We start from the raw sequence: 20474 nt of genomic DNA on the forward strand, positions 1-20474 counted from the left end.
TGGTAATTTTCATGTGAACGGCAGTTGATCGCCATTCCGGTGGCCGTATCGGCTCAGTTGTGCGGCTGTGCGCGCTCACCTCTCGCTTTCAGACCGCTCGTCTGCAAAAGGAAGCGGGCCGGCACGCTGGTGCCGGCCCGCAACATCCGCATCACACGGGCAGCGCCCCGGAAGCTACCTGTTCTGATCGAGCGCGCGCGTGACGCCCAGCGCCACGAGCGTGCAGATCGCACCGGAAATCAGATATCCGCCAATGAAGATGATGCCGAAGTTGCTGGCAAGGCCGAGTGCGACGAGTGGCGCGAAGGCGGCGCCCACAAGCCAGGCGAGGTCGGAAGTCAGCGCGGCCCCGGTATAGCGGTAGTACTGGCCGAAGCGCGAGGAGACGACGCCGGAGGCCTGGCCGAACGAAAGGCCGAGGATGCCGAAGCCGATGATGATGAACGCATCCTGGCCCGTGCTGCCGGCCTCGAGCAGGAACGGTGCGGAGAAGGAGAACAGAGCAATAATCACCGCGCCTACCATCAGCTGGCTGCGTCGGCCGATGCGATCTGCGAGTAGGCCGGACAGAACGATGCCCACGAGGCCGACCGCCGCGCCGATGACCTGCACGCGCAGGAACTCGCTGGTCGTCTGGCCGCCATGCAGGGTGATCCAGCTCAAGGGGAAGATCGTCACGAGGTGGAACATCGCAAAGCTTGCAAGCGGGGCGAAAGCGCCGAGAACGACGTCGCGGCCATGCACGCTGAGCATCTCGAAGACCGGCCGCGCCTGCAATTCCTGCGCTTCCATGGCCGCGCCGAATTCCGGGCTTGCGACGATGCGCAGGCGCGCAAACAGCGCAACCACGTTGATCGCGAACGCGACGAAGAACGGATAGCGCCAGCCCCAGTCGAGGAAGTCGGCCTCCGACAGATTGGAGACGAAATAGCCGAACAGAATGCTGGCGAGCGCGAAGCCGAAGGGCGCGCCGAGCTGCGGGATCATCGCATACCAGCCGCGGCGGTTCGGCGGCGCGTTCAGGCTCAGAAGAGAGGCAAGCCCGTCCCAGGCCCCGCCAAGCGCGAAGCCCTGTCCGAGACGGAAGAGCGCCAGCAGCGCCACAGACCAGTAGCCGATCGATTCATATCCGGGGAGGAAGGCGATCGACGCAGTCGAGCCGCCGAGAACCACGATGGCGACCGTTAGCTTGGTCCCGCGGCCGAAGTTGCGGTCGATCCACATGAAGACGAAGGAGCCGACCGGCCGCGCGAGGAAGGCGAGCGGGAAAATCGCAAACGACATCATGATGGCCGCAAGCGGACTCGGCGCGAACGGGAAGATCAACTTGGGGAAGACGAGGACGGAACCCAGGCCGTAGACGAAGAAATCGAAAAACTCCGACATGCGACCGATAATCACACCCATCGCAATACTGCCCGGTGCAACCGGCTTGTCGCCGTGGATGAGGCGCGCGTCTCTTTCGAAACCTGTAGATGAGGGATGGGCGACCGTACTCATAATTTTCCTCCTGGCGAATATCCGCCACAGAAGGGAATGTTGATCAAAGAACCGCGGAGATCAAGGAACTGTGCGAAAAATTGGCCAAACAGCGGCGCCCGCTCACTGGTCGGGCAAAATTCGCGTCCTAGATTGACGAACTGCAGGCTGCGGCAGCTCCCTTTGGTGGCGTTTGGATGTTGCAGAAGCCAATGGTTGCATGTTGCGTTGCGACAATTTGTTGCACTGCGACGAACGGCCCTATTCCCGTACATGCACTGGCGCGATTAGTCCCAAACTAGACAAATGCAAATTCAGGCCCGAAATGTCTAACCAGATAAAATTCGTCGGACGCTTGTTCGTTCTCCCGCTCCTGCTGGCACTGTCCGGCTGCAACATGGTCGTCATGTCGCCTTCCGGCGACATCGCCATGCAGCAACGAGACCTCATCGTGGTCTCGACCGTGCTGATGCTGCTCATCATCGTGCCGGTGGTCTGCCTCACCTTCTTCTTCGCCTGGCGCTATCGCAACTCCAATGCGAACGCCAAGTACGATCCCGAATGGCACCACTCCACGGGCCTTGAGGTGGTGATCTGGTCGGCGCCGCTTGCGATCATCATCGCGCTCGGCGCGATCACCTGGATCAGCACCCACAAGCTCGACCCCTACCGGCCGCTCGACCGCATCGACGCCGAGCGCGCAATTCCGCCCGAGACCAAGCCGCTGGTAGTGGAAGTCGTGGCGCTGGATTGGAAATGGCTGTTCTTCTATCCCGAATACGGTATCGCGACCGTCAACGAGATGGCAGCGCCGGTCGACGTGCCGATCGAATTCAAGATCACTGCGTCTTCGGTGATGAACTCCTTCTACGTTCCCGCGCTCGCAGGCATGATCTACGCCATGCCCGGCATGCAGACGAAGCTGCACGCCGTCATCAACAAGGAAGGCAACTTCGAAGGTCTGTCCGCCAACTATAGCGGCGATGGCTTCTCGCATATGCGTTTCCGCTTCCACGGCCTGCAGCAGGGCGGTTTCGACGAATGGGTCGCCCGCGTGAAGCAGAACGGCACGGCGCTGAACCGCGACGCATACCTCAAGCTCGAAAAGCCGAGCATCAAGGAGCCGGTGCGCTACTTCGCAACCGTCGAAGACGGGCTGTTCAACGCCATTCTCAACATGTGCGTTCATCCCGGCCAGATGTGCATGAACGAAATGATGCACATCGACATGATGGGCGGCGGCGGCGTCGAAAGCCACGAGAACCGCCAGAAGCTGGAATACGACAACCGCCACGCCGATGAAGAGGCGCCCGGTGCCACGCATCCGGCGACCGGCAATCCGCCCCGCAGCGAAGAGCCGGCGGAAGGTGTCGACGAGGGCGGTTCCTCTATGAATGGCATGAATCACGACGCCCATCAGGGCCACGCGATGCCGGAGGGCAGCCAGGGCGGTCCGGCCCCGGCGCAACTGAATACGAATGAAAGCACGCAGCCTTAAGGCCGCATTCTGGCAGATTTGGACAGACCGATGTTTGGTAATACGACCCTGACGCAATTCATCTTCGGGAGGCTCACCTTGGAGTCCTTCCCGTACCACGAGCCCATCGTCGTGGTGACGTTCATCGCCGTTGCGCTCGGCGGCCTCGCCGTGCTCGCGCTCATCACCAAGTACAAGCTTTGGGGCTACCTCTGGCACGAATGGTTCACCTCGGTGGACCACAAGAAGATCGGGATCATGTATGTGATCCTCGCACTGATCATGCTGATGCGCGGCTTCGCCGACGCGATCATGATGCGCCTGCAGCAGGCCATCGCCTTCGGCGGCAATGAGGGCTACCTCAATCCGCATCACTACGACCAGATCTTCACCGCGCACGGCGTGATCATGATCTTCTTCATGGCCATGCCCTTCGTGACCGGTCTGATGAACTACGTCGTGCCGCTGCAGATCGGCGCCCGCGACGTCTCGTTCCCCTTCCTGAACAACTTCTCGTTCTGGATGACGACGGCGGGCGCGGTCATCATCATGATCTCTCTTTTCGTCGGCGAGTTCGCCCGGACCGGCTGGCTGGCCTATCCGCCGCTTTCGGGCGCGGACTACAGTCCCGGCGTCGGTGTCGACTACTACATCTGGGGCTTGCAGGTCGCGGGCGTGGGCACGACGCTGTCGGGCATCAACCTGATCGCCACGATCGTCAAGATGCGCGCGCCTGGCATGTCCTTCATGAAGATGCCGATCTTCACCTGGACGTCGCTCTGCACCAACATCCTGATCGTCGCCACCTTCCCGATCCTGACCGCAACGCTGGCTCTCCTGTCGCTCGATCGCTACGCGGGCACGAACTTCTTCACCAATGACCTTGGTGGCAATCCGATGATGTATGTGAACCTCATCTGGATCTGGGGTCACCCGGAAGTGTACATCCTGATCCTGCCGGCCTTCGGCATCTTCTCCGAGGTCGTCGCCACCTTCTGCGGCAAGCGCCTGTTCGGCTATGCCTCCATGGTCTACGCCACCTGCGTGATCATGATCCTGTCCTATCTCGTCTGGCTGCACCACTTCTTCACGATGGGCTCGGGCGCCTCGGTGAACGCCTTCTTCGGCATCACCACCATGATCATCTCGATCCCGACGGGGGCGAAGATGTTCAACTGGCTCTTCACCATGTATCGCGGCCGCATTCGCTACGAAGTGCCGATGTACTGGACGGTGGGCTTCATGTTCACCTTCGTCATCGGCGGCATGACCGGCGTCCTGCTTGCCGTTCCGCCGGCAGACTTCGTGCTGCACAACTCGCTGTTCCTGATCGCCCACTTCCACAACGTCATCATTGGCGGCGTGGTATTCGGTCTGATGGCGGGCGTGGTCTACTGGTGGCCGAAGGCCTTCGGCTACAAGCTCGATCCCTTCTGGGGCAAGATGAGCTTCTGGTTCTGGCAGATCGGCTTCTTCTTCGCCTTCATGCCGCTCTACGTGCTCGGCCTGATGGGGGTAACCCGCCGCGTTTCGCAGTTCGAGGACCCGTCGCTGCAGATCTGGTTCATCATCGCAGCCTTCGGCGCCTTCCTGATCGCACTCGGCATCGCATCCTTTGTCATCCAGCTCGTCGTCAGCTACCTCAGGCGCGACCAGCTGCGCGACTTCACCGGCGATCCGTGGAATGGCCGCACGCTGGAGTGGTCTACCTCGTCCCCGCCGCCGGATTACAACTTCGCCTTCACTCCGGTCGTGCACGATCATGACAGCTGGTACGACATGAAGAACCGCGGCTACGAGCGTCCGCTCGGCGGCTTCAAGCCGATCCACATGCCGAAGAACACCGGCACGGGTGTGATCCTGGCTGGCCTCAGCGTCGCTCTGGCCTTCGCCCTGATCTGGTACATCTGGTGGCTCGTGGTCGTGTCCTTCATCGCCATCATCGCCGTCTCGATCGGCCATACCTTCAACTACAACCGGGACTTCTACATCCCCGCCGAGACCGTGACCGCAACCGAGGACGCGCGCTCCGAGCTGCTGGCGGAACGGACCTGACATGACTGAGAAAGCACAGACACAAGAAGCAGAGGCTCCCCAGTTCTACCTGGAAGAGGAGCATCATCCCGAAGGCAGCACCATGCTGGGCTTCTGGATCTACCTGATGAGCGACTGCCTCATCTTCGCCGTGCTGTTTGCCACGCACGGCGTGCTCGGCCGCAACTATGCGGCCGGCCCTTCGCCGGCCGACCTGTTCGATTTGCCGCTCGTCGCCATCAACACGGCGATGCTGCTGTTCTCGTCGATCACCTACGGTTTCGCCATGCTCCAGATGGAGCGCAATGCCAAGATGGAGACCCTGTTCTGGCTTGGCGTGACCGGTCTCTTTGGTCTCGCCTTCCTCGGGCTGGAGCTTTACGAGTTCTACCACCTCATCCACGAGGGTGCAGGTCCGGGCCGCAGTGCCTTCCTGTCGTCGTTCTTCACGCTCGTCGGCACCCACGGCCTGCACGTCACCTTCGGCATCATCTGGCTCGTCACTTTGATGGTACAGGTGAAGATGCGCGGTCTGATCCCGGAAAACCGCCGCCGCCTGATGTGCCTGTCGATGTTCTGGCACTTCCTCGACGTCATCTGGATCGGCGTCTTTTCCTTCGTATACCTGATGGGAGTTCTCGGATGAGTTCGCAAGCCCACGCCCCCGCCCACGAGGACGCCCATAACGTCCATCACGGCCACAGCCACGGTCACGACGCAGGCCACGGCTCGCTCAAGACCTACATGATCGGCTTCGTCCTGTCCGTCATCCTGACCGCCATTCCCTTCTGGCTGGTCATGGGCGAGGTCTTCGACAGCAAGATCCTGACCGCCGTGCTGATCATGGTGTTCGCCGCCGTGCAGATCGTCGTCCACATGATCTGCTTCCTGCACATGAACCCGCGCTCGGAAGGCGGCTGGACGGTGATGGCGCTGATCTTCACGCTCATCATCGTGGCGATCATGCTCGCCGGCTCTTTCTGGGTCATGCATCACCTCAACACGAACATGATGCCCATGTCGCCAGAGATGATGAAGAACATGCCCTGATATCAGGGGACCGGTCCATGGCCCTTGATCCCTCACGGCATGACGGCAAGGCGGGAACCGACCTTTCCCGCCGGCCTTCGGCGCGCCTGCTCTTTGCAGGCGCGATGCTGTTTATCACCGTTGCTTTCGTCGCCCTTGGCTCCTGGCAGGTGCAGCGGCTGTTCTGGAAGCTGGACCTCATCGCCCGCGTCGACGCCCGCGTGCATGCGCAGCCCGTCCCGGCGCCGCAGCCGACGCGCTGGGCGGGTTTCGACGGCAAGGACGAAGAGTATCGCCGCGTCACGGCGGAAGGCACCTACGATCACGACAAGGAAGTGCTGGTTCAGGCGGTCACCGATCTAGGTGCCGGTTTCTGGGTTGTCACGCCGCTCCGCCAGGCGGACGGCACGACGATCCTGATCAATCGCGGCTTCGTGCCGGCTGACCGCAGGGACGCGTCTTCCCGGGCCGGAGGCGAGGTGCCCGGCACCGTGCGCGTCACCGGACTGCTGCGGCTGACGGAGCCGGGAGGCGCTTTCCTGCGCGCCAACGATCCCGCGGCCGGCCGCTGGTATTCCCGGGATGTGGACGCGATCGCCGCTGCCGCCCGCCTTTCCACTGTCGCCCCCTATTTCATCGATGCGGACGCGACCGCAAATCCCGGCGGCCTTCCGATCGGCGGCCTCACGGTCGTCCGCTTCCGCAACAGCCATCTCGTCTACGCACTCACCTGGTTCGCCATGGCCGCCCTCAGCGTGGCAGCGGCCGTGTTCCTGCTGCGACAGCGGCGGGTGGAGACGTAAAGGGGAGGGCGGCTTGCAGCACCCGCTGCGGGGGGCGGCACGATCTCCCTGCTTTTGCGAGCAGTCAGAGATCGCGTCGGTCTTGGCCCTTGAGGTGGCGAGGTCGGAGCGATGCCGGCACCGGTGTTCCTGCCGGATGCCAGCAAAGGCTCAATCTGCTGAGTATCCGAAGAACCTCTGGAGATCGCGCGTGCCGGCGATTTCCCAGATCGCCTCGCGAACTTCTGCCGGAAGGCCGGAGCGACCCTTGCCAATGAAATCCCCTCGAACCTCACCAAGCGCATTGTTCAGATGCTTGTAAGTGGCGATGTCTTTGGCTTCCGATTCGTTCATCCCGTTACCACTGCTCCGGGGCAGTTCGGCGAAATCAAGCACGCGCGCCACCGTGTCATCCGGACGCATGACGAGATCTTCGTATCTCACGACAATCGCCTGCGCCTGGTACTTCTCGAGATGGGCCTTGATATGTTCGTTGGCATCAAGCCAGCGCTTTGCACCGTAGAGATAGTTTCCCTCCCGTTTCTTGAGGCCCATCGTCGCGTAAGAATAGGTAACATCAAGAACATCCCGGACCATGAACACAAATCGTGCCGACGGGAAAATCGAGACAATATGATCGACACGATCGACATTGAGCGGCGTTTTGTCTCCCCAGCGAGATTGACTGGGTTTGCCGACCGCAACGGCATAGATTGCGTGGAAGGCGTGCCAAAAATTCGAAGTGGTGCGCTCCTGTGGCGGGATGGACGACAACAGGCGGATTGCGTCTTTTGCATCCATCCCATAGGTGCGCCAGTTCTTCCGATTGGTCGTTGCCCGGCGGATCGCGCCGGCGCAGTGCTGATCCCAGTCTTCCTGGCTCGCGCCCGTGAACTGCTCGACCTTGCCCAAAGCATAGTTCTCCGGCGGGATCACGGCGGCAGAGCGTTCCACGATCAGACGACGCATCAGTGTCGTGCCGCACCGACCTGAGCCGGTGATGAACAACGGCGTCGAGGGTGACACCACGGTTCCATCCTGCAGTTCAAAAGTCATTTCTGTACCCGTCCACGTTGTGCTGCCGGGTACTCATGTCATGATTCGCTGATCCAGTGAAACCCAGAGGGAACAGAACCCCTGTCGGACCACCGCGCGCAACCACATTATATACTGCTCGCCAGCCGTATGCCGAGCGCTAGCCCGGTGGCGCTTCTAGCCGATCAGCTTCTTCTCGCCAGGCGAAACTTGTTGTCTTATAAACGGGGAAATGGTGCTGCTAGAGAGATTTGAACTCTCGGCCTCTCCCTTACCAAGGCAAGGGGTAGCTTTGGCTAAAGCCTTGGCCCGCCGTGCCTAATGGTAGTGGGGTATTGTCCGTGCACGCATTTTGCACAGCTTGTGAGCTGCCAATAGCAACCGAGCCTTGCACACGATATCGCGAGTGAATAGTTATTTTCGTATGTTCCAAGGCAATCCGATTCTCGGGCTTCCAGCTGCGAGTGTGCGACAGCATGTCGCCCCTAGCTTGATTCATCTATTGTCAAGGATTAAGTTTTAACTTAACGGTTCCGATGCGCATGGATGAATTGGTTACAGTCGCAGTCGGCAAATCGTTCACCGTCTACATGACGCGAGCGGTGGCGAAGCGTTTCGAGAAGGTCGACGTAAAGGCGCGAGCGAGATGTCTGCAATGGATGAAACGGTTCGCTGATGATGGGCACGAGTTTCTCGACGAGACGAAGCTGAAACATGAAGGTCGGCATTCGACGGGCGACAAGTCCGGAACCAAGGTTGCTGTGTGGGCGTTTAAGGCTTGGCAACTCAGGATCTATGGCGGCTTGGTTGGCGAAAAGACGTTCATTTGCACCGAAATCGATGACAGCAAGAAGCGGGATGCGGCCGATCAAAGTCTATTTGGCGCAGCCGCACGAAAGCTATCGGACTACCTTAAATAGTGCACAAGCACTTAAGCGGAGAGAACTATGAATTTCGGCCCGATGAACCACGAGGAAGCCGTAATTTTCGCAACGGAAGAACTGCGTGCAAATATCCAGTACGACATTCTTCGCAGCATGAAGGCGCAGGGCCTGTCGCAGGCGAAGCTTGCAGCAAAGATGAACGTGTCGGCGGCCTGGGTTTCCCAGATGCTTTCTGACGACGCCAACCTGACTGTGGAGAGCATCGCAAAGGTGTATTATGCGTTGGGAAAGACTTGCTCGTTTGGTAGCGCGGTTGAAATCGATGCAGTTGGCCTCGTAGAGCATCGCCATGTTACCGTTTCGTCTCAGTGGACGATCGAGCGGTATGAAGCTAGCGGGAAGGCTGAGTTCACGGAAAGGCGCGAAAGCCATACGACTGAACTTTTGATGAAGGTTATTGCAAGCAGGCCAAGGGCCACGTCGACGATTGCCACTTGCAATGACAATGGCTTCCGGCGCCCGAACAAGATTGCGGAAGTAGCATGAGTGATGAAATTGCAGTTGCCGCCGAAGGCGATGTCAAGGCCGCCGCTTTGAATGCTTACAATGCGGTGGTTGAGCATGCGGAACTTCTCGATATCCGCCTTACGGACCTAAAATTCTCAGTTAAGCCGAAATTCTACCCATTGATGGAGGCTGAAAGAAGCGGCGAAGTCTCGTTACAGCGCAGCTTTGACGTTGATGTTAGTGACAGCGGTTACGATCCTGAAATTGGCAGTTTGGGCGGGGTTTTTACTTGGAGGCTTAAGGTTTCCCAATCGCGAACTAAGCTTCTTACAGTCGACGCAAGTTTTTTCGTCGTGTACCGGAATGTGCCAGAAGTAGAGAGGCAGCACGCTGACGCTTACCTCCAGCGAGTTGGGCGTTTTGCAACGTATCCATACTTCCGTTCGCTTGTCGCCCAGATGTCTTGGGAGTCCGCTTCAGAGCTTCCCATCATGCCTGTCTTGAAGTGACTTGCGCCCCACTCGCTCCCCACTTCACCAGCCGTCGAGACCAGTAAACCGGATCTTCCCACCAATGCATCACCTGCCAGGCGGCTGGCACCGGGAGCGTGTTGATGGCGTCGATCAAGGGCTGCTGCGGCACATGAGTATAGTGCCGGCTCATGTCGTCGGCGGCGTGTCCGAGGATCTGGTCTTTCTTGTAGGGATGGACGTCGTTGATCACGAGCTGTGTCGAGACCGTGTGGCGAGCCGTGTAGGCTGAAATGTCGTCGATAACGATCCCGCGCTTTTTCAGCCGGGCGCGGGCACCTTCGATCGCTGAAGACATCTGGCCGCCAAACTCGTCCGTTGGCGGGTAGGGCACTCCCTTGTGAGTACGGAACAAGATGCCGCCTCGCTTGATCAGCGCCTCGAAAAGCGGCACGAGAAACTCGTGCATCGGCACGCCGCGCGGTTCGCCGGTCTTGGAGCGATCGAGCGTGATCCACCGGCCGGCGATGTTCACATCCGAGGCATCCAAGGTGAATATTTCGATCGGACGCATGCCAGTGTAGAACAGCGCCGTCATGATCTGGGCCGATGCTGGCGACATGGCCGAAACGAATTGAGCTGCGCGCTCATAGCTGGTCGGCTTCGAGCCAGCGCGGGGGCGTTTCAGCACGGCGACATTCGTGCCCTTGGGCTTGCGGGGTCGCTTCCATTGCCGTGGCTCGGCCCACTGGCTTGCGACTGCATGGTTCCAGACCGCGATAAACGGTGTGTAGCACTGGCGGTTTCGTGTCTCTGGTGATGCGCTGGGGAACAGGATACGGGCGGCGGCATCGAGGTCCGATTGTCCGAGATCCTTGAGGAACTTGCCGCGAAAGTGGGCGGCGATTCCACTCATTTTGCCCGTCTTGGAGATCTTGATCAGGAAGCGATCGGATCCGCCGGCCGCAAGATAGGCCTCTGTCGCTTCCTCAAACGTGACTGTTGCCTTTCGGCCGTGCACGCTTTCATTCAGTAGGCGAGCTTCTGTTTTGATCCGGATTGCTTCCGCGATTTCGCGGTCGCTCGTGCCAGTAGTTTCGAAAATGCTTTGTCCGCGGACGGTGCCCCGGATGTACCAGTATTCGGAGCCGCCACGGCGGGTGAGTTTGAGGGGCATCTCATCGCATCCCAGATTGCGAGAATGTCGCTCTCGCTAAAAAGCAGATCGCGACCGGAAATAGTGCACAGGCCGTGCTTTCTGGCAACCTTGGCGATCGTGCGGCCGGTTAGTCGCATATACTCGGCCGCCTCGTCGAGGGTGTAGATGCGGCCGAGGGGGCCATCACGCCCGGCTATCGTCATCTCCGCTTCCTCCATCTGTGAAATTCGTCCCGTAGCGACAGCCAGCGCTTTCGGGCGTTTTCGTCCGTGTTGAGATCGGTCATGGACTGGACACCGAGGATGCTGCGGACGCGAGTCTTGATCCGCTCCAGATCGGAGGGGTCGGCGCCATGGCATTCGTGCAGGAAATTCCTGAAGAGGTGATCGTCCTTGCACTTCATCGCGCATTCGGCGGCGAAGTTCGGGGCCTTTTCCGGTTTGGGCTGCAACTCCTTGAGGCGGCGGAAGGCTTCGTCGAGCAGGACCAGCAGCGCACGGATATAGACCGGCGCCTTCTGCATCAGCATGCGGTCGTCGTAGCTGCAATCGGGAAGGATCGTCGCGATCGGTTCGAGCTGGCCGGTTGCCGGCGCATGGCAAAGGATCTCGGGCCGCCCGGTCGCAGTGTAAAAGCTCTCGTACCGCTGGTCGCTTGCAAGTCCGCTCTGCTGGCGGATTTCCGGGAAGAGGGTCTTTGCCTCGTCGAGCTTCATCGGCTGGCGACCTCCGGCTGGTGACCGGCGTGCACGCGGATTGCGGCGGCAACTTCGGCGCAGGTGGCGGGTTCCAGATTGAAGAAGCCGAGCTGGCCACGGCAGGGGATCAAAGGGAGCGGGAAGGCATCGCGAAGGACGAAGCCATAGCGGCCGAAAAACCAGCGGCTTTCCATCTCCGTGACGCAATCGACGATGCGGGCCATGCCGACCACGCCGCCACGAGGAAGATGCATCTGGTCATCGTCCAGCTCGCTTTTCGAGATGCCGGCGTGAACGATGAACCAGCCGCGCCCCCTAGTCGACCAGTCGCGGTTCTCGACGTCCTTGCCGTCATGGAAGATATGATGCGGATAGGGTTGCTTGATGCTGAGCGCCTTGATCTCGCCCGCCGCAACGCGGCTCGCCAATTTGGTGAGGTCAAGCATGGCTGCTCTCGCCTGCCTGGCTGGTCGTCGGCTTGTTCTTCATGATGGCGTTGCGGCTGGTGACCATCCGATAGCCGTCGGCGAAGCGGACGAGGCAGCTGTTCATCGTGCCGCGCGCCAAAACTTCGCAAGGCTGACCTTTGCGGTTCTGGCGGTCCCAGCGAAAGATGTAGGAGAGCGGCGCGGTCATCGGCGCACCTCGGGGAAACCGTTGTGCTCGATGCCGTCCAGCAGGCGGCCGGCTTCCTTCTTTGTGGCCGGGATCATGTAGCGACCATTGCAGTCGGACGTCACTTTGTGCGATCCCCACTGCTTGAACAGGAATGGCACGCCGGCTGCGGCGCACTGGTCGCGCAGGCTCTCGGCCCATTCGGGCTGCATCGGCCGGGCGCCGTGGCCGCTCTCACCTCCGACGACGACCCAGTGAATGAGGGAGGTCATTTTGATTGTGGGATGCACCTTGGTGAACCGACCGACCTGACGGTCAATCCAGTCAGCGGGAGGCTCCATGCTCATCGCACGAGCGTCGGCTTCCGTCCATCCCGGCTTGCAGCGGCAGCCCGCACAATGTGGGCATGCCAGTGTCCAGCTGCCGCCGGCTTCGTGCTCGCAAGGATCAGCGCTGTGCAGCCAGAATTGCTGCTGGCAGGCCTTGCAGGTTACCTCGGCGGTGGCCGTCCAACGACCTATATCAACCGGTCCAAGCAGCGGCTCGGCGCTGATCCAGCGGATAGCGGCGGGAGTGTCGAGCAGGACGGGGATGCGCTCTTCGGCGCGCTTCTGGTCCTCGACCGAAACGCCAAGCCAGACATTGGGCAGCGGCCAGCTCGTGAAAGCATTGATGGCGAGGGAGCGGCGAGGGCCGTCCGGAGCCTCGGTCTTCCATCCCGGCAGGTATGCGTTCATGACGTTGGATGTCGCCTCCCAAGCGAGGTGATTACGGACGTCCTGCAGCCCATTACCGGGCGGGCGCGTCAGATACGCCCGCATCCGTTCCGGCCGCTTCGTCAGCACCTGGAAAGTGTGCTGCGGGGAAAGAGCCATGACGACGAACACCTGGTCGATCCACTCGTCGGGCACGCCTTCGGCGAAGAGGTCGCCATGGGCGCAGACGAAGATCATGCGCGGACGCCTCCAGCGCAGGGGCTGGTCCAGCCATTCGCGGTTGAAGCGCACCTCGCCGGTCCAGACCGGGCCGGCCTTGCTGTCCTTCGTCAGGCCGGCGCGGCTGGGATGATGGCGCAGGCGGGTGCCCGCGAGCTTCATGGCGTAGCAGTTGGTGCAGCCGGGGGAGACGATGGAACAGCCGGTGATCGGGTTCCAGGTGGCGTCGGTCCATTCGATCTTGGTGTTGTCAGCCACGTCCTATTCCTCCCGCTGATCGGCCGGGGGAAAGTTTCGGCGCCGCCGGGCTTTCGGTCACGGCGGCGCGCCTTCCTGCTTCGGTGACGGTGAAGCAGTCGCTGCCGCCGAAAAGCGCGACGTTGGCGACGCGGCTCATGTAGCCCTGCTCTACGAGGGCCATGCAGTCGGCATGGTCCTTGCTGCCTTCACCGGTCACGAACCGATTGCGATACATTGTGCCGCGGCCGTACTGGTCGAGGCCAAGCGAGTGCTGCAGGATGTGAAGCTGTTTAGCGTCCATCGATGTTCTCCCGAACAAGCTTGATCTTCTTCACGAAGCTGCCGGGGCGTTCCTTGCGGGCGCGGGCCTCGGCGATCAGGCTGTTGCCGGCCTCAATGTCCATGCTGGTGCCGTCGTGGAAATGGACGCGGAAGGTGGGGAGCGTATCGGTCATAGGCCGATGCTCCGGAGATAGATGGCGGTGACCATCGTGCCGACGCCGATAGAGAAGGTGGCGACAACCGCAAGGATTGCGACCTTGCCCCTCGCTTCGGTGAAGGACGCGACGACGATCAGCAGGCCGGTCAAGAACAGGATCCACGTCATCGGCCGGCCCTCGCCTCCAGCACGCGGGCATGCATCGTCACGTAGGGCAGCCGGATCGGCTTTCTGACGAACTCGCCGGTGTTGTTGCGGACGGTGCGGTAGACGACGATCTTGCCGTCGTCGGGCCTGACCGGGGCGCGGCCCTGGGTGCGCCAGCGCTCGATGCGGTGATTGACGTAGGTGCGCAGGCGTGCCTCGTCGGCGCCGAGTTCGGTGGCGATCACGGCGACGCTCTTGCCGGAGAGGATGCGGTTACGGATCTCGGGCTCGAAGGCGGCCGGGACATAGATCTGCTTCGGGCCGCCGAAGGGGATTGCGGATGGCTTCGTCATGCGTGCAGCTCCGAAGGGAACAGGATGGGATGCAGCACGCCCATGCCGATGGCCGGGTCGTCGGCGCGCTTGGCGTAGTATGCGGCGGCGGCTTCGGCGATTGCCAGCTCGGCAAGATCTTCGACGCGGCGATCCAGTTCCTCGGCCGCCTGGCGCAGGCGCGCCTCGGTGGCAATGTCGAGAATAACGGTGATGTAGGTCATGGCGGGATCTCTGGTGGGGAGAGCGGGCGGGGCGACCGTGGCCGCCCCGTGGAGGTGCTGTCTCAGGCCTCAGGCTTGCCTTCGTATTTCGGCAGGTCCAGCTCGGCTGCGGCGCGCTCCAGATCGCGGCGCACCTCCTCGGTGATGTGGATGTCCGTCCGATGGAGCATGAACGTCCAGGCGATGGCGCCGTCGCGGGTCTTGTAGCGCAGGCGCACCGGGATGCGGGCCGGCTTGCCGCCGTGGAAGATCGGGATGTTGATGATTAACACGCCCGGCACGTTGATCGGCTGGCCGTCCGCGTTCTTGTGATCTTCCTCGAAAACGATCTGGCTCTCGCCCGACTGCAGCTTGACCGCGTTCTTCACCCGGACCTCGGCATTGATCTGCAGACCACGCGACAACATGATGAGGTCGGTCGGGTGGCCGACCTTGCAGGAAAACATGCGCTGGAAGCTGTCTTCCTCAAGATCATCCGGGCTCGTCAGATCCTGAATGTGATCTTCGATGAACTCGGCAAAATCCGTCTGCGTCATCGGCTTGCCGTGCTTGCCGGTCCAGACCTTCCATTCCTCGGAGAGCGGGAACGGATAGTGGATGCGGTGCTGGCCGAAGGCGGCATCGGTGGAGCTGTGATAGTCGATGACGGCGGTCAGGGACGGGCGCTGCCAGTCGATATCGGCGAAGATCACGCTGTCTTCGGTCCTGTGGCGCTCGACGAGGTCGATGAAGGATTCGATCGTGTTGACGCTGGCCGTGCCGATCTTGCGCTCGGGCCGCGTGCGCCACGGCTCGATCAGCGCGGCAAGGCTCTTGGCCTCACCGGTGCGGCCATTGACGAGAAGCGGGATAGACGTCGGTACGCCCTTCACGCCGCTCGGCACGGAAAAGGACTTGATGTCATAGCCGGCGCGGTCTGCCAGCTCGGCAATGGCCTTCACGGCGGTTTCGGAAAACTGATCCATAGGGTTCTACCTCTTGGGAAATGGGCGCGGGCGACATGCCCGGCCGGATGACGGGTGCGGGGGATTACTGGGTGGCGCTCTGGCTGCCCGCGTCGGGCACCGCGCGTGTGGCGAACATGTCGTGCTGGCGGGGGTGCTCGGTGGAGAGCGCGCCGTCCTCGACGACCCAGAAGACGGAATTCTTGCGCGGGCGCTTGGGCGTCTTGGATTCCATGTCGACGCCGATCGTGACCATGCCGTCCTTGACCGAGAAGTTCAGTTTGACGGTGGTCTGGCCCTTGAAGGTGGCGTGCGGGTTTTCCTCCGACATCTCGGAGAGCTTCTGCAGCGTCTCGCCGATCTCGTTGGAGAGGGCGGGGTTGAACTGGCCGTTTTCCAGCAGGCCAATGATCATGGATGCGTCGCGGATTTTCTTCATGGCGGGTTAGCTCCGAAACAGGATGGCGAGGGAGAGGACCGCCAGCAGCGCGGGCAGAGCCCAGTTCATCAGCAGGGAGCTGATGCGGTCGGCGCGGTCGCGGGCGGCGATCAGGCTGTCGATGCGCGACCAGTCGGCCTCGACGCGCTCGATCGGATAGCGGGGGAAGCGGTGCGTGCGCATCGGCATCAGCCTGCGAAGGCGTAGAGGACGGAGAGGACGATCCCCACCAGCCCCGCGACCGCCAGGATGACGTTGCGCTGGATCTCGAGATTTCTGATCCGCAGGCGGGACAGGTCTCGCTCTGCGCTGCGCGGCCGGATGGCATAGTCGCGGGGTTGCTGGTTCATGGCGGCCTCCGCTCAGGCCGCGCGGCGGATGGAGGCGGCGTTGGCTTCCTCGACGGCGCGGGGAACGAGCGTCGTCATCTCGGCGCCGGTGACGCCGCGGTTGCGCAGATAAGTCTCGTCGCAGTGGCCGTCCTGGCACTCACGCATGATCGTTGCGATCTGCGAAATGCGGATGGCCTTCTGCTTCGGGGTGAGCATGTTGCTGTGCATCGTCATTCTCCATTGTTGGGGTGAATGAGGCCGGGAGGGTGGGCCGCCGCCTGGGAGGAGGAGTGACGGCGGCCCTGTTCGCGGCCTGAACGATGCGAAACGTAATGCGTAAATAAATACGCTGTCAAGGGATTGGCGTATAGAAATACGCAAAGAGCCGCCGGGCATTACGCAGGGCGGCCCAGAAAGCGTCGGTGAGCTTTGGCGGCGCTCCGGGCTAGAAGCCGAGAAGCTCGTTCATCGTCAGTATCTTGTGCGTGGCGATAACGCTGTTTCGTGGCAACTCGATCTGCGCCTTTGGATTGTGCTTGTCGATGCCGACGATCTTTTCTGTCCGTTTGGCCAGAATGCCGATCGTTGCTTCAACCGGACTATCTTCCTCGTACTGGCACTGCACGACTACCGCGTCGCCGAATCGCGGCGGCTTGTGCGGGTGGACGATGACCAACTCACCTTGCCAGAACTGCGGCTCCATGGATGTTCCCTCAACGTAGAGGGAATACGCACCTTTCACGCCCACAAGGGTCGGAGGCCGGCGCACAAATTCTACAGGCCCTGCAGTGAGTTGGAATGCGCCGCGTGTATGAGATCCTGCTGCGGTACCGAATACGGGGAGGTCTTTGGGCATATCATTCATGTTTGGTAGCGGAGGTGCAGTCGTTCCGAACCGGACGTCTGTCTGGATGGGTGCCGACATGGCCGCTGCGCCGTCGCTACCCAACAACCACTCGGGGGTGGTTTCAAGGGCGGCCGCGATCTTCTCGATAGTGTCGTATCGAGGGCTCTTGGTTGTGCCGTCCAGAATCTTCCGCAAGGTCTCCTTCGCGCCGGTGGCCTCTATCGAGACGCGCTGGACGCTTTTGTTCAATGCTTTCAAGCGTTCCTGGATGCGTTCATTCAACATGTTGCTCATGATGCGTATTATATGACGCATCCCCTAAAGGTGTTACCGGATTAAAATACGTTGACACGGCGTACTAAAATACGCATTCATGCCGCATGACCTTGTGCGATCAGCTACTGAAAACCGCCGACATGTTTTGCGCCGCGACCGGGATGTCGCGGGCGCGGGTGTCCACTATCGTCCTCTCCGGAGGGCTCCGGATCGACCATATCGAAGCGGGCGGCGACATTCGCACCAAAAGTTTCGAACGCGCCATGCAGTGGTTTTCCGACAACTGGCCCGACGAAGCGAGCTGGCCTGATGGCGTCGCGCGCCCGGCCAAGGCGCTGAAACTGGAGGCCGCCGAATGAAAGTGGCCCGGTCGCACGTCTCATTTCTGCAAGGCGCCGTTCCCCTCTGGAGCACTCCTCCCAGCCGCCTTGCATCTTCGCGCCGGAGCGCGCGGGTGCTTCCTGCCGCTCCGGCGCGTTTTTCCCTTCTTCTCCGTTTCCTCGTCCGCGCGGTTCCTCATTCCGTGCGGTTGCCCCGGCCCGGCGGGTGGTGGCGGACCTTGCCCGCCGGGCGCTTTCGCTTTCGTTCTCGATTGGCATGCGGGCCTCCTTGATCTGATGGCTCGACCTTAAGCGCGCGCTGCGTGCGCTTCAGTGAATCCTTTCAACCAAATGTTTCCTTGCATTTTGCGGGGTGTTTTCGTGCGCCTGATTTCCGAAGAACTGATCCTGTCTCTCAAGGGCGTCACCGACGCCTGCTACCGGCTGGGCGGCGGGGTGACATCGTTTGCCCTTTTGACGCGCGTCGGCGTTTCCACGCTGGTGAAGTATGCCACGCTCGGCGAGCGTCGGGGCGACGGCAGCCACGAGCACGGCGCCACGCTGATCCCGGTCGACATCGCGGTTGAGGCGGACCTGCGCGCCGGTTCGCCGATCATCACCTCGGAGATGGCACGGCAGCTGGGCTTCCGACTGGAGCCGCTGGCCGAACGCATCGTGATCGAAGCGCCGCTCTCCGAGGCGGACGTTCTCGCCATCATGGACAAGGCGACGGACGTCTGGCGGATGGCGCGATCGGCCTTTGCCGATGGCCGGATCGACGCCATGGAGCGTCGCGAGCTGAGCCAGCAGATCCGCCGCATCATCCGCGCTGCGGAATGCGTGTTGGCCCGACTGGAGGCGCTGTGATGCTGGCTGCCTCTACCTCTTCCGTCATCCTCCAGCCCATCTCTGCGCGTGCTCGCGCCATCGTTCGCCGCGCTGGCGCCAGCGCGGATAAGACGTTCTTCAATGTCAGCGTCGATGACGAAGCGGCGATCGCCGAGGCAGTTGAAGCCGGCTATCTCGTGCTGCTGCGCGGGCATGACACGATCTGGCGGATCACGGCGCGCGGCGAGGCCTATCTCACCCAATTGAGGGGAGCGCACTGATGGGCACGCCAAAGCTTTCCCCCGACCAGACCGCCATTCTCGACGCCGCCATCAAGGGCGGCCATTTTCGTTCCGAGACGCAGGCGCAGCGGATCAAGTGCCGGGCGCTGAACGCCAAGGGGCTCATCCGACGCGATCCGAAGGACGGTGATGTCTGGTATCCCGCCGAGGGCTTGAAGCCGGTGGCGGCTGCCGAACCTGCGCCGGAGATCGCAGCGCTGCCGACCGTGCTGCCGGCGGATGCGTCTGACCTGATGGCGACCGTCCAGCGGGCACGCCAGCTGCTCGACGAGGGTGATGTGATGGCCGCTCGGCGGCTTGCCGGCGGGGCCTATCTCGAGGCGAAGGCGGCGGCGCAGTTTGCGGCCAGCTTTGGCGCGGACGGCCGGCGGCTGGTGGAGAAGGCGCGGCGCCTGCAGGCAGATGCGCTTTTGATCGAGACGCGCGCGATGATCCGCATTGCCGAGGCCTATGATGCCGCGCAGGCGGCGGGCGATGCGGCCACGCGCGGGCGGCCGAAAAATGTTTCAGATGAAAACATTTTCCCGTTCACGCTCGACGAGGCGGGTATCAGCCGGACCCAGATCCATGCCGCCCGGCAGCTCGCCAAGGCGGAACGGGCGACGCCGGGGATCGCCGAGCGCGCCATTGCTGCCCGCGTGGCCGCCGGGCTGGAACCCTCACGTGCCAATCTCAAGGCCGCCATCGGCACGAAGACGGCGACGAAGGAAGAGCGCGGCGACAACCTTTATGAGACGCACGCCGTCGCGGTCCATACGCTGGCGGCGCTGGAAGACTTTTCTCCGACCGTGTGGGAACCGGCCTGCGGACGCGGTGCGATCAGCCGCATCCTGGAGGCGGCCGGCTATAGCGTCATACTGTCGGACCTCGTGGACTATGGGACAGCGGACGCGCACGGCGAGGTTCAGGCCGTCATCGATTTCCGCGAGACGAAGCCGGGTGAGGGCGAGTGCCACGACATCGTGACGAACCCGCCCTATGGCGAGGTGCTGAACTCCTTCGTCGCGCATGCGCTGCGTGTCCACCGCCCGACGAAGATGGCGCTGCTGCTGAACCTGAACTTCCTGGCGGGATTCGCCGACGACGATCGCAACTTCGTCATGGATGAGTTGCCGCCGGCACGCGTCTACGTCTTCAAGCGTCGGCTGCCGATGATGCACCGCGACGGCTACGAGGGGCCGAAAGCCTCCAGCAGCATGAACACCGCCTGGTTTATCTGGGAGCGGCAGCCGGACGGCACCTATGGCAACGCGACGCTGGTGCGCCGTGTCGACTGGAAGGATTACCAGCCGGCGGCGGAAAGCGAGGCGGCGGAATGAGCATCGGCCGCACCTTTCCGGAAGCCACGATCGAGGCCGGCGGGCGGCGCGCGAAGGCGCTGCAGATCACCTGCGCGGAGTGCGGCGCCGTCGCCTACTTCGCGCATCAGACCGGCAAGAGCCGGAAGCCGCCTGTCGCGGCACAGCAGAGTTTCCAGAACAAGGGCTGGGTGGTGGGAAGTGGTCCGCGCAAGGACTTCTGCCCTGAGCACGCGCAGCCCTCCGCAAGAAAGGGCAACACGGACATGAAGCATCCGCAATCCGCCGTGGCGATCGCCGTCGAGGCCGCGCCGCGGGCCGAAGCACCGCGCACCTCGACCGTCGAGGATCGCCGCCTGATCAACATGAAGCTCGCCGAGGTCTATGCCGATGGCGGCTATGT

At 61.9% G+C, this 20474-nt stretch carries 31 protein-coding genes and 1 pseudogene; 13 read left to right on the plus strand and 19 right to left on the minus strand.

Features of this window, described 5'->3' with window-relative positions:
* Positions 1-174: 174 nt before the first annotated feature.
* A complete protein-coding gene (locus tag CRO48_RS25400; RefSeq protein WP_097142567.1) occupies positions 175-1500 on the minus strand; it encodes an MFS transporter in 1326 nt (441 codons plus the stop codon).
* Between the two features lie 304 nt (positions 1501-1804).
* On the opposite strand from CRO48_RS25400, the gene cyoA reads away from it, so the two are divergent.
* The 5 genes from cyoA to CRO48_RS25425 are packed head-to-tail and all read left to right on the plus strand — an operon-like array spanning position 1805 to position 6822.
* Positions 1805-2977, plus strand: a complete 1173-nt coding sequence (gene cyoA, locus CRO48_RS25405) for a ubiquinol oxidase subunit II (protein WP_097142568.1) — start codon at positions 1805-1807, stop codon at positions 2975-2977.
* A gap of 30 nt (positions 2978-3007) precedes the next feature.
* Entirely contained in the window at positions 3008-5011 is a 2004-nt protein-coding gene (gene cyoB, locus CRO48_RS25410; protein WP_097142569.1) for a cytochrome o ubiquinol oxidase subunit I, read from the plus strand.
* A 1-nt stretch (position 5012) separates the two neighbouring features.
* Positions 5013-5636 (plus strand): cytochrome o ubiquinol oxidase subunit III, encoded by a 624-nt coding sequence (gene cyoC / locus CRO48_RS25415; protein WP_097142570.1) that lies wholly within the window; start codon positions 5013-5015, stop codon positions 5634-5636.
* The gene (gene cyoD / locus CRO48_RS25420; RefSeq protein WP_097142571.1) at positions 5633-6040 is read left to right on the plus strand and encodes a cytochrome o ubiquinol oxidase subunit IV; all 408 of its coding nucleotides are present in this window, start codon (positions 5633-5635) and stop codon (positions 6038-6040) included. The genes cyoC and cyoD overlap by 4 nt, the downstream gene beginning before the upstream one ends.
* A 17-nt stretch (positions 6041-6057) precedes the next feature.
* On the plus strand, positions 6058-6822 hold the full coding sequence (locus tag CRO48_RS25425) for an SURF1 family protein (protein ID WP_097142572.1): 765 nt from the start codon (positions 6058-6060) through the stop codon (positions 6820-6822).
* A 150-nt stretch (positions 6823-6972) separates the two neighbouring features.
* Here the strand turns inward: CRO48_RS25425 and CRO48_RS25430 are convergent, their stop codons facing one another.
* On the minus strand, positions 6973-7857 hold the full coding sequence (locus CRO48_RS25430; protein WP_097142573.1) for a sulfotransferase family protein: 885 nt from the start codon (positions 7855-7857) through the stop codon (positions 6973-6975).
* Positions 7858-8378: 521 nt separating this feature from the next.
* On the opposite strand from CRO48_RS25430, the gene CRO48_RS25435 reads away from it, so the two are divergent.
* The 3 genes from CRO48_RS25435 to CRO48_RS25445 are packed head-to-tail and all read left to right on the plus strand — an operon-like array spanning position 8379 to position 9736.
* A complete protein-coding gene (locus tag CRO48_RS25435; protein ID WP_141402124.1) occupies positions 8379-8756 on the plus strand; it encodes a hypothetical protein in 378 nt (125 codons plus the stop codon).
* A gap of 27 nt (positions 8757-8783) precedes the next feature.
* Complete coding sequence (locus tag CRO48_RS25440) at positions 8784-9266, plus strand: helix-turn-helix domain-containing protein (protein ID WP_097142575.1); 483 nt, start codon at positions 8784-8786, stop codon at positions 9264-9266.
* On the plus strand, positions 9263-9736 hold the full coding sequence (locus tag CRO48_RS25445) for a hypothetical protein (RefSeq protein WP_097142576.1): 474 nt from the start codon (positions 9263-9265) through the stop codon (positions 9734-9736). Before CRO48_RS25440 ends, CRO48_RS25445 begins: the two co-directional genes overlap by 4 nt.
* On the opposite strand, the gene CRO48_RS25450 is transcribed toward CRO48_RS25445, so the two are convergent.
* The 17 genes from CRO48_RS25450 to CRO48_RS25510 all read right to left on the minus strand — a co-directional run bounded on the left by CRO48_RS25450 (position 9717) and on the right by CRO48_RS25510 (position 17341).
* Positions 9717-10718, minus strand: a complete 1002-nt coding sequence (locus CRO48_RS25450; RefSeq protein WP_245423662.1) for a tyrosine-type recombinase/integrase — start codon at positions 10716-10718, stop codon at positions 9717-9719. The genes CRO48_RS25445 and CRO48_RS25450 overlap by 20 nt on opposite strands.
* Positions 10719-10726: 8 nt before the next feature.
* Entirely contained in the window at positions 10727-11059 is a 333-nt protein-coding gene (locus CRO48_RS33035) for a helix-turn-helix domain-containing protein (RefSeq protein ID WP_245423663.1), read from the minus strand.
* Positions 11056-11571 carry a hypothetical protein gene (locus tag CRO48_RS25455; RefSeq protein ID WP_097142578.1) on the minus strand — a complete coding sequence of 172 codons (516 nt, stop codon included), beginning with the start codon at positions 11569-11571 and terminating at the stop codon, positions 11056-11058. The genes CRO48_RS33035 and CRO48_RS25455 overlap by 4 nt, the downstream gene beginning before the upstream one ends.
* Positions 11568-11999 (minus strand): ASCH domain-containing protein, encoded by a 432-nt coding sequence (locus CRO48_RS25460; protein ID WP_097142579.1) that lies wholly within the window; start codon positions 11997-11999, stop codon positions 11568-11570. Before CRO48_RS25460 ends, CRO48_RS25455 begins: the two co-directional genes overlap by 4 nt.
* Positions 11992-12189 (minus strand): hypothetical protein, encoded by a 198-nt coding sequence (locus CRO48_RS25465; RefSeq protein ID WP_097142580.1) that lies wholly within the window; start codon positions 12187-12189, stop codon positions 11992-11994. The genes CRO48_RS25460 and CRO48_RS25465 overlap by 8 nt, the downstream gene beginning before the upstream one ends.
* Positions 12186-13361, minus strand: a complete 1176-nt coding sequence (locus CRO48_RS25470; RefSeq protein WP_097142581.1) for a DUF5131 family protein — start codon at positions 13359-13361, stop codon at positions 12186-12188. The genes CRO48_RS25465 and CRO48_RS25470 overlap by 4 nt, the downstream gene beginning before the upstream one ends.
* Positions 13354-13644, minus strand: a complete 291-nt coding sequence (locus CRO48_RS25475) for a hypothetical protein (protein ID WP_176526892.1) — start codon at positions 13642-13644, stop codon at positions 13354-13356. Before CRO48_RS25475 ends, CRO48_RS25470 begins: the two co-directional genes overlap by 8 nt.
* Positions 13634-13798: a hypothetical protein gene (locus tag CRO48_RS32410; protein WP_176526893.1), complete on the minus strand. Its 165-nt coding sequence runs from the start codon at positions 13796-13798 to the stop codon at positions 13634-13636. Before CRO48_RS32410 ends, CRO48_RS25475 begins: the two co-directional genes overlap by 11 nt.
* A complete protein-coding gene (locus CRO48_RS32415; protein WP_176526894.1) occupies positions 13795-13950 on the minus strand; it encodes a hypothetical protein in 156 nt (51 codons plus the stop codon). The genes CRO48_RS32410 and CRO48_RS32415 overlap by 4 nt, the downstream gene beginning before the upstream one ends.
* Positions 13947-14282 (minus strand): hypothetical protein, encoded by a 336-nt coding sequence (locus CRO48_RS25480; RefSeq protein WP_097142582.1) that lies wholly within the window; start codon positions 14280-14282, stop codon positions 13947-13949. Before CRO48_RS25480 ends, CRO48_RS32415 begins: the two co-directional genes overlap by 4 nt.
* A complete protein-coding gene (locus CRO48_RS25485) occupies positions 14279-14485 on the minus strand; it encodes a hypothetical protein (protein WP_097142583.1) in 207 nt (68 codons plus the stop codon). The genes CRO48_RS25480 and CRO48_RS25485 overlap by 4 nt, the downstream gene beginning before the upstream one ends.
* 62 nt (positions 14486-14547) lie before the next feature.
* On the minus strand, positions 14548-15450 hold the full coding sequence (locus CRO48_RS25490; RefSeq protein ID WP_097142584.1) for a DUF2303 family protein: 903 nt from the start codon (positions 15448-15450) through the stop codon (positions 14548-14550).
* 64 nt (positions 15451-15514) lie between these two features.
* The gene (locus CRO48_RS25495; RefSeq protein WP_097142585.1) at positions 15515-15868 is read right to left on the minus strand and encodes a hypothetical protein; all 354 of its coding nucleotides are present in this window, start codon (positions 15866-15868) and stop codon (positions 15515-15517) included.
* Positions 15869-15874: 6 nt separating this feature from the next.
* Complete coding sequence (locus CRO48_RS32420) at positions 15875-16051, minus strand: hypothetical protein (RefSeq protein ID WP_176526895.1); 177 nt, start codon at positions 16049-16051, stop codon at positions 15875-15877.
* Between the two features lie 5 nt (positions 16052-16056).
* A complete protein-coding gene (locus tag CRO48_RS32425; protein ID WP_176526896.1) occupies positions 16057-16218 on the minus strand; it encodes a hypothetical protein in 162 nt (53 codons plus the stop codon).
* A 12-nt stretch (positions 16219-16230) separates the two neighbouring features.
* Positions 16231-16428: a hypothetical protein gene (locus CRO48_RS25505; protein ID WP_097142587.1), complete on the minus strand. Its 198-nt coding sequence runs from the start codon at positions 16426-16428 to the stop codon at positions 16231-16233.
* A gap of 217 nt (positions 16429-16645) precedes the next feature.
* Positions 16646-17341: an XRE family transcriptional regulator gene (locus CRO48_RS25510; RefSeq protein WP_097142588.1), complete on the minus strand. Its 696-nt coding sequence runs from the start codon at positions 17339-17341 to the stop codon at positions 16646-16648.
* 158 nt (positions 17342-17499) lie between these two features.
* Here CRO48_RS25510 and CRO48_RS25515 point away from each other — a divergent pair, with 158 nt between their 5' ends.
* The 5 genes and pseudogenes from CRO48_RS25515 to CRO48_RS25535 all read left to right on the plus strand — a co-directional run.
* The gene (locus tag CRO48_RS25515) at positions 17500-17682 is read left to right on the plus strand and encodes a hypothetical protein (protein WP_245423664.1); all 183 of its coding nucleotides are present in this window, start codon (positions 17500-17502) and stop codon (positions 17680-17682) included.
* Positions 17683-18024: 342 nt separating this feature from the next.
* Positions 18025-18510 (plus strand): phage regulatory CII family protein, encoded by a 486-nt coding sequence (locus CRO48_RS25520; protein WP_245423665.1) that lies wholly within the window; start codon positions 18025-18027, stop codon positions 18508-18510.
* Entirely contained in the window at positions 18510-18752 is a 243-nt protein-coding gene (locus CRO48_RS25525) for a hypothetical protein (protein ID WP_097142590.1), read from the plus strand. Before CRO48_RS25520 ends, CRO48_RS25525 begins: the two co-directional genes overlap by 1 nt.
* Positions 18752-20092: a TRM11 family methyltransferase gene (locus tag CRO48_RS25530; protein ID WP_245423666.1), complete on the plus strand. Its 1341-nt coding sequence runs from the start codon at positions 18752-18754 to the stop codon at positions 20090-20092. Before CRO48_RS25525 ends, CRO48_RS25530 begins: the two co-directional genes overlap by 1 nt.
* Positions 20089-20474 (plus strand): annotated as a pseudogene (locus CRO48_RS25535) (hypothetical protein); the annotation flags it as partial. The gene CRO48_RS25530 and the pseudogene CRO48_RS25535, both read left to right, overlap by 4 nt.

The organism is Rhizobium subbaraonis, assembly GCF_900220975.1.
In the GTDB taxonomy this organism is placed as follows: domain Bacteria; phylum Pseudomonadota; class Alphaproteobacteria; order Rhizobiales; family Rhizobiaceae; genus Mycoplana; species Mycoplana subbaraonis.

Coding starts and splice junctions, on each gene's coding strand:
- CRO48_RS25465 (WP_097142580.1), bottom strand. CDS start 12,189: ATGACCGCGCCGCTCTCCTACATCTTTCGCTGGGACCGCCAGAACCGC.
- cyoC (WP_097142570.1), top strand. CDS start 5,013: ATGACTGAGAAAGCACAGACACAAGAAGCAGAGGCTCCCCAGTTCTAC.
- CRO48_RS25495 (WP_097142585.1), bottom strand. CDS start 15,868: ATGAAGAAAATCCGCGACGCATCCATGATCATTGGCCTGCTGGAAAAC.
- cyoD (WP_097142571.1), top strand. CDS start 5,633: ATGAGTTCGCAAGCCCACGCCCCCGCCCACGAGGACGCCCATAACGTC.
- CRO48_RS25435 (WP_141402124.1), top strand. CDS start 8,379: ATGGATGAATTGGTTACAGTCGCAGTCGGCAAATCGTTCACCGTCTAC.
- CRO48_RS25480 (WP_097142582.1), bottom strand. CDS start 14,282: ATGACGAAGCCATCCGCAATCCCCTTCGGCGGCCCGAAGCAGATCTAT.
- CRO48_RS25525 (WP_097142590.1), top strand. CDS start 18,510: ATGCTGGCTGCCTCTACCTCTTCCGTCATCCTCCAGCCCATCTCTGCG.
- CRO48_RS25530 (WP_245423666.1), top strand. CDS start 18,752: ATGGGCACGCCAAAGCTTTCCCCCGACCAGACCGCCATTCTCGACGCC.
- CRO48_RS32420 (WP_176526895.1), bottom strand. CDS start 16,051: ATGCGCACGCACCGCTTCCCCCGCTATCCGATCGAGCGCGTCGAGGCC.
- CRO48_RS25505 (WP_097142587.1), bottom strand. CDS start 16,428: ATGCACAGCAACATGCTCACCCCGAAGCAGAAGGCCATCCGCATTTCG.
- cyoA (WP_097142568.1), top strand. CDS start 1,805: ATGTCTAACCAGATAAAATTCGTCGGACGCTTGTTCGTTCTCCCGCTC.
- CRO48_RS25490 (WP_097142584.1), bottom strand. CDS start 15,450: ATGGATCAGTTTTCCGAAACCGCCGTGAAGGCCATTGCCGAGCTGGCA.
- CRO48_RS25440 (WP_097142575.1), top strand. CDS start 8,784: ATGAATTTCGGCCCGATGAACCACGAGGAAGCCGTAATTTTCGCAACG.
- CRO48_RS32425 (WP_176526896.1), bottom strand. CDS start 16,218: ATGAACCAGCAACCCCGCGACTATGCCATCCGGCCGCGCAGCGCAGAG.
- CRO48_RS25455 (WP_097142578.1), bottom strand. CDS start 11,571: ATGAAGCTCGACGAGGCAAAGACCCTCTTCCCGGAAATCCGCCAGCAG.
- CRO48_RS25425 (WP_097142572.1), top strand. CDS start 6,058: ATGGCCCTTGATCCCTCACGGCATGACGGCAAGGCGGGAACCGACCTT.
- CRO48_RS25485 (WP_097142583.1), bottom strand. CDS start 14,485: ATGACCTACATCACCGTTATTCTCGACATTGCCACCGAGGCGCGCCTG.
- CRO48_RS32415 (WP_176526894.1), bottom strand. CDS start 13,950: ATGACGTGGATCCTGTTCTTGACCGGCCTGCTGATCGTCGTCGCGTCC.
- CRO48_RS25430 (WP_097142573.1), bottom strand. CDS start 7,857: ATGACTTTTGAACTGCAGGATGGAACCGTGGTGTCACCCTCGACGCCG.
- cyoB (WP_097142569.1), top strand. CDS start 3,008: ATGTTTGGTAATACGACCCTGACGCAATTCATCTTCGGGAGGCTCACC.
- CRO48_RS25445 (WP_097142576.1), top strand. CDS start 9,263: ATGAGTGATGAAATTGCAGTTGCCGCCGAAGGCGATGTCAAGGCCGCC.
- CRO48_RS25400 (WP_097142567.1), bottom strand. CDS start 1,500: ATGAGTACGGTCGCCCATCCCTCATCTACAGGTTTCGAAAGAGACGCG.
- CRO48_RS25475 (WP_176526892.1), bottom strand. CDS start 13,644: ATGGACGCTAAACAGCTTCACATCCTGCAGCACTCGCTTGGCCTCGAC.
- CRO48_RS25460 (WP_097142579.1), bottom strand. CDS start 11,999: ATGCTTGACCTCACCAAATTGGCGAGCCGCGTTGCGGCGGGCGAGATC.
- CRO48_RS25510 (WP_097142588.1), bottom strand. CDS start 17,341: ATGAGCAACATGTTGAATGAACGCATCCAGGAACGCTTGAAAGCATTG.
- CRO48_RS33035 (WP_245423663.1), bottom strand. CDS start 11,059: ATGACGATAGCCGGGCGTGATGGCCCCCTCGGCCGCATCTACACCCTC.
- CRO48_RS32410 (WP_176526893.1), bottom strand. CDS start 13,798: ATGACCGATACGCTCCCCACCTTCCGCGTCCATTTCCACGACGGCACC.